The organism is Stenotrophomonas sp. PS02301 (assembly GCF_029959485.1).
In the GTDB taxonomy this organism is placed as follows: Bacteria; Pseudomonadota; Gammaproteobacteria; order Xanthomonadales; family Xanthomonadaceae; genus Stenotrophomonas; species Stenotrophomonas maltophilia_Z.
Map to the genome: position 1 here is coordinate 1 of NZ_JASCOO010000122.1, position 11,178 is coordinate 11,178.

At 65.7% G+C, this 11,178-nt stretch carries 4 protein-coding genes and 1 pseudogene; 2 read left to right on the forward strand and 3 right to left on the reverse strand.

Annotated elements, in window-relative coordinates; translation table 11 throughout:
* Nucleotides 1–186 precede the first annotated feature (186 nt).
* Nucleotides 187–480 (forward strand): hypothetical protein, encoded by a 294-nt coding sequence (locus QMX81_RS19025; protein ID WP_121037897.1) that lies wholly within the window; start codon nucleotides 187–189, stop codon nucleotides 478–480.
* Between the two features lie 252 nt (nucleotides 481–732).
* On the opposite strand, the gene QMX81_RS19030 is transcribed toward QMX81_RS19025, so the two are convergent.
* Genes QMX81_RS19030 through QMX81_RS19040 form a run of 3 tightly spaced genes read right to left on the reverse strand, consistent with a single transcriptional unit; the run spans nucleotide 733 to nucleotide 5,828 of the window.
* Complete coding sequence (locus QMX81_RS19030) at nucleotides 733–3,906, reverse strand: multidrug efflux RND transporter permease subunit (protein ID WP_121037894.1); 3,174 nt, start codon at nucleotides 3,904–3,906, stop codon at nucleotides 733–735.
* Nucleotides 3,907–3,921: 15 nt separating this feature from the next.
* Nucleotides 3,922–5,199, reverse strand: a complete 1,278-nt coding sequence (locus QMX81_RS19035) for an efflux RND transporter periplasmic adaptor subunit (RefSeq protein ID WP_282263814.1) — start codon at nucleotides 5,197–5,199, stop codon at nucleotides 3,922–3,924.
* Nucleotides 5,199–5,828 carry a TetR/AcrR family transcriptional regulator gene (locus QMX81_RS19040; RefSeq protein ID WP_282263817.1) on the reverse strand — a complete coding sequence of 210 codons (630 nt, stop codon included), beginning with the start codon at nucleotides 5,826–5,828 and terminating at the stop codon, nucleotides 5,199–5,201. Before QMX81_RS19040 ends, QMX81_RS19035 begins: the two co-directional genes overlap by 1 nt.
* A gap of 377 nt (nucleotides 5,829–6,205) precedes the next feature.
* On the opposite strand from QMX81_RS19040, the pseudogene QMX81_RS19045 reads away from it, so the two are divergent.
* Nucleotides 6,206–11,098, forward strand: a pseudogene (locus QMX81_RS19045) (NAD-glutamate dehydrogenase domain-containing protein); the annotation flags it as partial.
* Nucleotides 11,099–11,178: the final 80 nt, after the last annotated feature.

The following is an 11,178-nucleotide window of genomic DNA, read 5'->3' on the forward strand; positions in this document are numbered from 1 at the left end:
CACCGCCCCCGGGCGGCGCTGACCGATAGCCCCCCGGCGCCCGTGGGGCGCCGCTGGTCGGTCCGGGGCCTCTGAAGTGGCCTTGAGAGGTTGCGGACGCTCCAGCGTCGGATCAAGGTAGGTGCCGACCGCTGGTCGGAACGCGGGGTAGTGCAGAATGTGCGGCCCCGTTCTGCAGGTCACCCCATGGTTATTTATCGAGGCGCAGGGTTCCTGACCCTGCTCACCCCCATCGCCGCCCTGCTGCTGTTGATGTGGCTGTGGCCGGATCCTGCGGTTGCCAAAGGCAATACCTCGCTGGCGCAGCTGCTGGTCGGATTCGGCATCGGCGCAGCGATCAATGTCGTGCTCGGCATCGTGCTCAACCGCGGCCCGCGCGCGGTGGGCGAGCATGCCCGCCATCACTTCTTCTACATGCCAATGCAGTGGCCGTCGTTGGTGATCGTGTTGGTATGCGCGGCAGTAGCGTTGCTGCGCTGAGACCATTTGGTAGTGCCGGCCGTCGGCCGGCAACCCGGCGATCCTTGCCTGGCAGGTGCCCGGAGCAGCCGGCCAGCGGCCGTCATTACCTGGTCCCCCGATGCGTGCCTTCGCTCAGCCACACATGGTGTGGCTCTACCCGTCATGCGGCGCACACAAAAAAGCCCCGGCTCGCGCCGGGGCTTCTTCATTCCAGCGTGACCACCCACGGTGGTCACCTGGCGGTGGGGCAACCGTGGCTGCCCCTGTGCATCAACGATCCGGACGGTGGGCCGTATTGGCTTCGCCCTGGCGTTCCAGGAACTCCTTGGACGGTTCGTCCAGCTTGTCACCCAACATGCGGCGGACCACCACGAAGAACACCGGGATCATCAGCAGACCCAGGAAGGTGGCGAACACCATGCCGCCGATCACGCCGGTACCGATGGCGTGACGTGCGTTGGCGCCGGCACCGGTGGAGATGGCCATCGGCACCACGCCCATGATGAAGGCGAACGAGGTCATCAGGATCGGGCGGAAACGCAGGCGGGAGGCTTCGATGGTCGCCTCGCGCAGGTTCTTGCCTGCGGCCCGTTGTTCCACCGCGAACTCCACGATCAGGATCGCGTTCTTCGCCGCCAGGCCGATCACCGTGATCAGGCCGATCTTGAAGTACAGATCGTTCGGCAGGCCACGTGCCAGCGAGAAGGCCAGCGCGCCGAGGACACCCAGTGGCACCACCAGCAGCACCGCCACCGGGATTGACCAGCTTTCATACAGCGCGGCCAGGCAGAGGAACACCACCACGATGGACAGCACCAGCAGCAGGGTCGCGGCGTTGCCGGCCAGGATTTCCTGGTAGGACATGCCCGACCAGTCGTAGCCGAAGCCGGCCGGTAGGTCGTCGTTGACGATCCGCTCCATCGCCTGCATCGCCTCGCCCGAGCTGCGCCCGGCCGCCTGCGAACCGACGATGTTGACCGCCGAGTAGCCGTTGTAGCGGCTCAGCGACGGCGGTGCGGACACCCACTCGGACTTCACCACGGTGCTCAGCGGGATCATCGCCTGCGTGCCGTCGGGATTGGTCTGCAGCGTGCTGGGCGTGTAGAAGCTGTTCAACGATTCCGCACCGGTGCGATACGGGCCATCGGCCTGCAGGGTCACGCGCTTGATGCGGCCTTCGTAGAAGAAGTCGTTGACGTATACCGGGGCCAGCATCAGCTGGATGGTGCTGTACACGTCCGACACCGACAGGCCCATGGTCTGCGCCTGCACGCGGTCCACGTGCAACTGCAGCTGCGGGGCGTTTTCCAGGCCGTTCGGGCGCACGCCGGTCAGCAGGTCGCTTTCCTGCGCCGCCTTGCCGAGCAGGATGTTGCGGGCCTGCGTCAGCTGCTCATAGCCCACGCCGCCACGGTCCTGCAGCCACATGTCGAAGCCGCCGAACTGGCCCAGGCCCTGCACGGTCGGCAGGTTGACCACGAAGATCTGCGCTTCCTTGATCCCGTAGAACGCGCCGTTCATGTTGTTGATGAACTCGGGCACCGTGATGTCACGGTCCGCCCAGGGCTTGAGGCGGATGAAGCCCATGCCCACGTTTTCACCGGAGCCGACGAAGCTGAAACCGGCCACCTGCAGCATGCCTTCGAAGCCATCCTGCTTTTCCAGGATGCCGCGCATCTGGGCAAAGGCGTGGTTGGTCTGCGACTTGGTCGAGCCCGGCGGCAGCTGCACGATCGCCAGCGCGTAGCCCTGGTCTTCTTCGGGCAGGAAGCTGCCCGGCATGCGCGTGAACAGGAAACCGCACAGCACGGTCAGCACCACGAACAGGATCATCCAGCGCGGGGCATGCTTCACCGCCGAGGTGATGTGGCCCACGTAGGTGTTGCTGACCTTGTCGTAGTACTTGTTGAAGGTGCGGTAGACGATGTTCGGCTTGTCGTTGTGCGTCGGCTTGAGGAACGTCGCGCACAGCGCCGGGGTGAAGCCCAGGGCCAGGAAGGCCGAGAAGGCCATCGCGATGGCGATGGTCAGCGCGAACTGCTTGTAGATCTCACCGGCGGCGCCGCCCTGCAGGGCCGACGGAATGAACACCGCGGCCAGCACCACGGTGATGGCCACCACCGCACCGGTGATCTGGGTCATGGCCTTCTGGGTGGCGGCCTTGGGCGGCAGCTTCTCCTCGGTCATGATGCGTTCGACGTTCTCGATGACCACGATGGCGTCATCGACCACGATGCCGATCGCCAGCACCATCGCAAACAGCGTCAGCTGGTTGATGGTGAAGCCGATGATGCTCATGCCCAGGAACGTGCCCAGCAGTGCGACCGGGATGACCAGGGTCGGGATCAGCGTGGCGCGGAAGTTCTGCAGGAAGATCAGCATCACCAGGAACACCAGCACGACCGCTTCGATCAGGGTCTTGACCACTTCCTCGATCGAGATCTTCACGAAGGTGGTGCTGTCGTACGGCGAGAACCAGCTGACACCGGCCGGGAAGCTCGGCTTGAGCTCATCCATCTTCGAGGTGACCGCATTGGCCACGTTCAGCGCGTTGGCGCCCGGCAGCAGCTGGATCGCGAAGGCACCGGTCGGCTTGCCGTTGTACTGGGTGTCAAAGCCGTAGTTGTTCGCACCGAAGGCGATCCGGGCGACGTCCTTGAGCAGCACGCGCGAGCCGTCGGCATTGGCGCGCAGGATGATGTTCTCGAACTCTTCCGGCGAGCTGAAGCGGCCTTCGGCCGACACGGTCGCGGTGAAGTAGTGCCCCTCGGGCGAGGGATCCGAGCCCAGCGAACCGGCCGCGAACTGCACGTTCTGGTCCTTGATCGCGGCCAGTACCTGGGTGGCCGACAGGCCGTAACCCTGCATCTTTTCCGGGTTGAGCCAGATATTCATGGCGTACTCGGAACCGAACTGCTGGGTGCTGCCCACGCCGGGGATACGCGAGATCTGGTCGAGCACGCGCGAACCGACGATGTCGTTGAGGGCGTCGCGGTCGATCGAGGCGCTGTCGGACTGCAGGGCCACCACCATCAGGAAGCCGGCGTTGGCCTTGGCCACCACCACGCCCTGCTGGGTCACTTCGGTCGGCAGGCGAGGCGTTGCCAGCGAGACCTTGTTCTGCACCTGGACCTGGGCGATATCGGCATCGGTGCCGGTTTCGAAGGTCAGGGTGATGGTGACGCGGCCGTTGGAGGCCGAAGAGGAGCTGAAGTACAGCAGGTGATCGATACCGGTCAGCTGCTGCTCGATCACCTGGGTGACCGACTTTTCGGCGGTGTCGGCGCTGGCGCCGGGGTAGGTGGCGCTCACCGTCACCTGGGGAGGCGCGATGCTCGGGTAGGACTCCACGCCCAGACCCAGGATCGAGATCACGCCCGCAAGCGAGATCAGGATCGCGACCACCCAGGCGAATACCGGGTGTTCAATGAAAAATTTAGGCATGACGGAGGATTCCCGTTATTGCTTGTTCGGTTCGGCAGCCGGAGCGGCGTCGGACTTTGCGGCGGCGGCATCAGCCGGGGCGGCCGCGGCATCGGGCTTGGCGGCAGCCGCCGGAGCAGCACCTGCCGGAGCAGCACCCGCCGGCGCCTGGCCATTGCCGTTGCCGGCAGCCGGGTTCCACGGGGCAGCCTTGGCCGGTTCGCCTTCCTTGACCTTCTGCACGCCGGCGACGATGACCTGATCGCCCGCATCCAGACCGCCGCTGACCAGCCAGTTGCTGCCCTGCTGGCCTTCGCTCTTCACATTCTTGCGGGCAACCTTGCCGTCCTTGCCCACCACCAGCACGTAGCCGCCGGTGGTGTCGCGCTGCAGCGCCTGCAGGGGCACCAGGTAGGCGTTGTTGCGCTCACCCAGGGTCGCCTGGAAGCTGACGAAGGCACCCGGCAGCAGGATCTGCTGCGGGTTGGGCAGCACCGCGCGCAGCGAGACCGCGCCGGTGGCCGGGTCGACCGTGGTCGAGGAGAAATCCAGTGTGCCCGGCTGGTCGTAGACGGTGCCGTCAGCCAGCTTCACCTGCACGGTGGACTTGCCGTCACCACTAAGGGCCAGTGCGCCCTTGGCCTGGGCCGCGCGCATCTGGGTCAGCTCATCCACGCTCATCGAGAAGTTCACGTACAGCGGGTCGAGCTGATCCACGGTGGTCAGCAGGGTCACATCGCCCTGGCCAACCAGCGCACCTTCAGTGACCTGCTGCTTGCCAGCGCGGCCGCTGATCGGCGAGCGCACTTCGGCATAGCCGAGGTTGATCTTCGCGCTGGCCAGCGAGGCCTGGGCCTGCTGCACGGCGGCAGCGGCAGTGCGCTCGGTGGCTTCGGCTGCATCCAGGTCGGACTTGGAGACGTAGGCCTGCGGCGCCAGCGAGCGGGCGCGGTTGGCAGCGGCCTTGGCATTGGCGGCGGTGGCCTGGGCCGAGGCCAGTTCGGCCTGCGCAGCATTGAGCGAGGCACGCAGGGGGGCTGGATCGATCAGGAACAGCACCTGGCCTTCCTTCACATCCGAGCCTTCCTGATAGACGCGCTTGAGCAGCACGCCCGGCACGCGGGCCCGGACGTCGGCACTGCGGAACGGCGAAAGGCGGCCGACCAGTTCACGCTGCAACGGCAGGGTCTGCGGCTTGGCCTCGATCACGCCCACCTCCGGCGGCGGCGGGGCCTGCTGCTCTTCCTTCTTGCAGGCGGTAAACGCAAGGGCGACTGCGCACGTCAGGGCAAGGGTGCGGAGTGGGGCGATCATCAGGAGAAGCTCCGGTGTTGGTTTGAATACGAAGCCGTGGCGGCTTCGGGCGCGGCGAACGCGCGCAGGAAGCTGTCAACGGAGAATTCTGCCCAGCGGCGGCGCACGGCGGCGTCAGCGCGATGGGGGATATGGAAGCGCTGTTTTTCGACATCCAAGCCGGCGATCATGCTCAATAGCAGTTCAGCCATGAAGTGCGGGTCGTCATGCCTCAATTGGCCCCGGGCAGAGCGTGTTGCCAGCCATTCAGATACGTGAAGCGCCAGGGCCCCGGCGCCGTCCTGATAGAGGGTACGGGCTTCCTGGGGGAACTGGCTGGATTCTGTCGCGATCAGCCTTCGGGCCTGGACCACATGCGGCTGGTTGAAATGGTCCAGGTAGTCGTTGGCGAACTGCAGCAGGCTGCCACGCAGGTCATCACCGTCGAGTGAGCGCAGCCCGGCGGTCGCGCGGCAGACATGCCGCTGCATCACCCGGCGCAGCAGTTCCTGCTTGCTGCCGTAGCGGCTGTAGAGCGTCTGCTTGGAGCAGCCCGCGTGCTGGGCCACGGCGTCCATGCTCAATTGCATGCCGTGGCTGGCCAGCAGTTCGCGCACAGCATCGAACACGCGATGATCGCGCGCGTCCATGGCGCTGGCGGCGGGGGGTGGGGGAGTCACGGGGTGGACTATACCGTCCAGTTCAGAATTGTAGAAGCCTTGTCTTTCCGTCGCGTTTGATGACCAACGTCAAGTTGCAACCGAAGCGGCCGATGCTGCGTCGGATGAAACCCCGATGCGTTGATCCGTACCCGTCCGAACTGACGGTGGCGATGTAAACGGGACCCAACCCGAATCACCTTATTCCGTCCTGCAGCAAGGTATTTCTGTGCGGTAGGCCTACAATTTCATTTTCCCAACTGAGCAACACGCACCGCTCCGTCATGAAACCGCAAAAACCAGCAGCCAAGACCGTGAAAAACAAATCCAAACCAGCCGATACGCAGACTGTTTCGCCAGTGGGCTTCTCGCTGGAGCCGGTGTACACGGCCTTGCGCAAGCGCTACCCGTCGGCCGGGCAGGCCGAGGCAGTGGCTTTTGCCGCCGACTTCTACAAGCGCATGGAGGCGGACGAGTTCCCGCACCACAGCGCCGAGGAGTGGGCTGCACTGGCAGCGGACACGCTGGAATTTGCGCGCGTGCGCAAGTCCGGCAAGGCCAACGTCCGCGTGTTCAACCCGACGCTGAAGAGCAACGGGTGGGAGTCGCCGCACACGGTGCTGCAGATCGTCAACGACGATATGCCGTTCCTGGTCGACACCGTCACGATGTCGCTGGCCGAGCATGGCGTCGGCGTGCACGTGCTGGGTCACCCGGTGATCCGTTTCGCGCGTGACAAGGCCGGCAAGCTGACCGGTGTCAGCGACGGCACCTCCGAATCGGTGATGCTGCTGGAGATCGACCGCCAGCCGGCCGAGGCGATGGCCGACGTTGAGAAGGCGATCATCAAGGCGCTGGACGAGGTGCGTGCCATCGTCCGCGATTGGGACGCGATGCGTGCCAAGGCGCAGAGCCTGGCCGACGACCTCGGCAGCCGCCAGCTGCCCGTCGATGCCGCCTCGCGCGCTGAGGCGCAGGAGTTCCTGCGCTGGGCCGCCGACAACCACTTCACCTTCTTCGGTTACCGCGAATACCGCGTCGAGAAGCAGGGCAAGGAAGACGTGCTGGCGCCGTTGAACGACACCGGCCTGGGCCTGATGCGCGGGCAGGACAAGTCCGCTGCACGTCCGGTCAAGACCCTCGCCGCGCAGGGCCTCAATGCCACCACCGGGTTGAAGGACGCGCTGATCCTGACCAAGACCAATGCCCGCTCGCGCGTGCATCGCGCCGGTTACATGGATTACATCGGCGTGCTCGAATTCGACGCCAAGGGCAAGATCATCGGCGAGCAGCGCTTCCTGGGTCTGTTCACCTCCAGCGCGTACAACCGCCGCCCGTGGGAAATCCCGCTGGTGCGCCAGCGCCACGAATACGTGATGAGCAAGTCCGGCCTGGCACCGAGCAGCCACAGCGGCAAGGCCCTGCGCCACATCCTGGAAACCCTGCCGCGCGAAGAGCTGTTCCAGTCCAGCGAGGACGAACTGTTCCGCACCGCCATGGGCGTGCTGGGCCTGCAGGAGCGCGTGCGCAGCCGTCTGTTCCTGCGCCGTGACAAGTACAGCCGTTTCATCTCCGCGCTGGTGTACCTGCCGCGCGAACGCTTCAACACCGATGTGCGCCTGCGCATCGAAGCCATGCTCAAGGACGCCCTGCAGGGCGAGTACGTGGACAGCTCGGTCGTGCTCGGTGAGTCGCCGCTGGCCCAGGTGCACCTGATCGTGCGCCCGAAGGCTGGCCAGACCCTGGAAGTGGATACCAGCGCACTGGAGCAGAAGCTTGCCCAGGTGCTGCGCAACTGGCAGGACGATCTGCGCGAAGCGCTGGTGGCCCGTCACGGTGAGGGCGAAGGCCTGCGCATCGCGGCGCGTATCGGCAAGGCGTTGCCGGCCGGCTACATCGAAGACTCCAGCACCGAGATCGCCGCCAATGACGTCAGCCAGCTGGATGCGCTGACCGGCCCGGACGATCTGCGCCTGAGCCTGCAGGCCGTGCAGCGCGAAGGCGGCGATGGCCTGCGCCTGAAGCTGTATCGCCAGTTGGACGATATTCCGCTGTCCGATGCGCTGCCGATGATGGAAAACATGGGCCTGCGTGTCATCGCCGAGCGTCCGTACCGTCTGACGGTCGATAACGCCCCGGTGTATGTGCAGGACTTCGAAGTGGAATCGGTGGCCGGTGCGATCGATGCGCCGAGCGTTGATGCCGCCTTCGGTGAAACCTTCGCCCGCGTGTGGCACGGCGATGCCGAGAACGACGGCTTCAACCGCCTCGTGCTCGCCGCCGGCCTGCACTGGCGCCAGGTGGCGATGCTGCGTGGCTACTGCAAGTACCTGCTGCAGACCGGCGTGCCGTTCTCGCAGGCCTATGTGGAAGGCACCTTCACCCGTTACCCGCTGCTGGCCCGCCTGCTGGTGGAGTTGTTCGAAGCCCGCTTCGATCCGGCCACCGGCCACGAGAGCAAGGACGCGATCGCCGAGGGCCAGGCCCAGCTGCGCGCGCACCTGACCGTGCTCGCCGGCGGTGACGAAGCCACCCTGAAAGTGCTCAAGACCGTGGTCGATGCGCGCAAGGGCGACCGCACCGTGCAGATGGACGCCGCGCGCGATGCGCTGCTCAAGCTGATGGACCGCGTCTCCAGCCTCGATGAAGACCGCATCCTGCGCAGCTTCATGGGCGTGATCGATGCGACCCTGCGCACCAGCTACTACCAGACCGATGCCGAGGGCCGCCCGGGCCACGTCATCAGCTTCAAGTTCGATTCGGCGCTGGTGCCGGACCTGCCCAAGCCGCGCCCGTACCGCGAAATCTTCGTGTACGGCCCGCGCGTGGAAGGTACCCACCTGCGTTTCGGTGCCGTCGCCCGTGGCGGCCTGCGCTGGTCGGACCGTCGCGAAGATTTCCGTACCGAGGTGCTGGGCCTGGTCAAGGCACAGATGGTCAAGAACACCGTGATCGTGCCGGTCGGCGCGAAGGGCGGCTTCTTCGCCAAGATGCCGCCGGTCAACGGTGACCGTGATGCGGTGTTCGCCAACGGCGTGGCCTGCTACAAGCTGTTCATCCAGGGCCTGCTGGACATCACCGACAACATCGTCAACAACAAGATCGTGCCGCCGGTGGACGTGGTCCGCCACGACATGGACGACCCGTACCTGGTGGTGGCCGCCGACAAGGGCACCGCGACCTTCTCCGACATCGCCAACGGCCTGGCCGTGGCGCACGGCTTCTGGATGGGCGATGCGTTCGCCTCCGGTGGCTCGGTCGGTTACGACCACAAGGGCATGGGCATCACCGCCCGCGGTGCGTGGGAGTCGGTCAAGCGCCACTTCCGTGCGCTGGGCCGTGACAGCCAGAGCCAGGACTTCACCGCGGTCGGCGTGGGCGACATGTCCGGCGACGTGTTCGGCAACGGCATGCTGTTGTCGCGCCACATCCGCCTGGTGGCTGCATTCGATCACCGCCACATCTTCCTGGACCCGAACCCGGATGCGGCCACGACCTTCGTCGAGCGCGAGCGTCTGTTCACCGTGCCGCGCTCCAGCTGGGCCGATTACGATGCCAAGCTGATCAGCAAGGGCGGCGGCGTGTACCCGCGTACGCTGAAGTCGATCGAGATCACCCCGCAGGTGCGTGAGGTGCTCGGCCTGGACGAGGGCATCAAGTCGATGACCCCGAACGATCTGATGAGCGCGATCCTCAAGGCGCCGGTCGATCTGTTGTGGAACGGCGGCATCGGTACCTACGTCAAGGCGGCCAGCGAGCAGCACAGCGATGTCGGCGACCGCGCCAACAACGCGCTGCGCGTCAATGGCGGCGAGCTGCGCTGCAAGGTGGTGGGCGAGGGCGGCAACCTGGGCATGACCCAGCTGGGCCGTATCGAAGCCGCCCAGGCCGGCGTGCTGCTCAACACCGACTTCATCGACAACTCGGCCGGTGTGGACACCTCCGATCACGAAGTCAACATCAAGATCCTGCTCAACGATGTGGTGCGTGCCAAAAAGTTGACCGTCGAACAGCGCAACAAGCTGCTGGCCTCGATGACCGACGAAGTGGCCGCGCTGGTGCTGATGGACAACTACCGTCAGAACCAGGCGCTGAGCCTGATGGAACGCATGGCGGTCAAGCGCCTGGGTTCCAAGCAGCACTTCATCCGCACCCTGGAACAGCAGGGCCTGCTGGATCGCCAGATCGAGTACCTGCCCTCGGATGCGGAACTGTCCGCACGCAAGGCGCGTGGCCAGGGCCTGACCCGTCCGGAACTGTCGGTGCTGTTGTCCTACTCCAAGCTGGTGGCCTTCCAGCAGCTGCTGGAGTCGGACATTCCGGAAGATCCGTACCTGTCCAAGGAGCTGCAGCGCTACTTCCCGACGCCGCTGCAGAAGAAGTACGCCGATGCGATGGAGCGTCACCGCCTGAAGCGCGAAATCATCGCCACGGCCGTGACCAACCAGACCATCAACCGCATGGGCGCCACCTTCCTGATGCGCATGCAGGAAGACACCGGCCGCACCGTGGCCGAGGTCGCCAAGGCGTACACGATCAGCCGTGAAACGCTGGATGCACGCGCCCTGTGGGCACAGATCGACGCCCTCGACGGCACGCTGCCGGAGTCGGTGCAGATCGACGCGCTGGAAGTGATCTGGAAGCTGCAGCGTTCGTTCGTGCGCTGGCTGCTCTCGCGCCCGGGCGCCATGCCGGGCATCACCGAAGCGGTCAACCGCTACCAGGCTGCCTTCAACGACATCCGCGACGCCTCGGGCGTGCTGCCCGATTCGCAGCGCCCGGCCTACGAGGCCAGCGTGCAGGAGTGGAAGGACAAGGGCCTGCCGCCGGCGTTGTCGCAGCAGCTCTCGGAACTGCAGTTCCTGGAGCCGGCGTTCGACATCATCGAGCTGGCCCGCACCCGCAAGCTCAAGCCGGTGGACGTCTCCAAGGTCCACTTCCGCCTGGGCGACGCCCTGCAGCTGCCGTGGCTGTTCGAGCAGATCGACGCGCTGGAGGTCAACGGCCGCTGGCACGCCGTGGCCCGTGGCGTGCTGCGCGACGAGCTGGCCGCCCACCATCGCAACCTGGCTGCCCAGGTCCTGTCGATGAAGGGCAGCAGTGCCGAAGCCAAGGTCGCCGCCTGGATGGGGCGCGATGACAGCAGCCTGCGCTTCACCCTGGCGATGCTGGCCGAGCTGGCCGAGCAGAAGACCCTGGACTACCCGACCGTCTCGGTCGCGGTGCAGCGCCTGGGTCAGCTGGCCTCGCATGGTGCATAAGCGCATTCGCGCTGACGCCCCACGGTTTGCTTTGCAAACCGTGGGGCCCATGCCAACCATGCTTACAGCCCCCCCCCCCG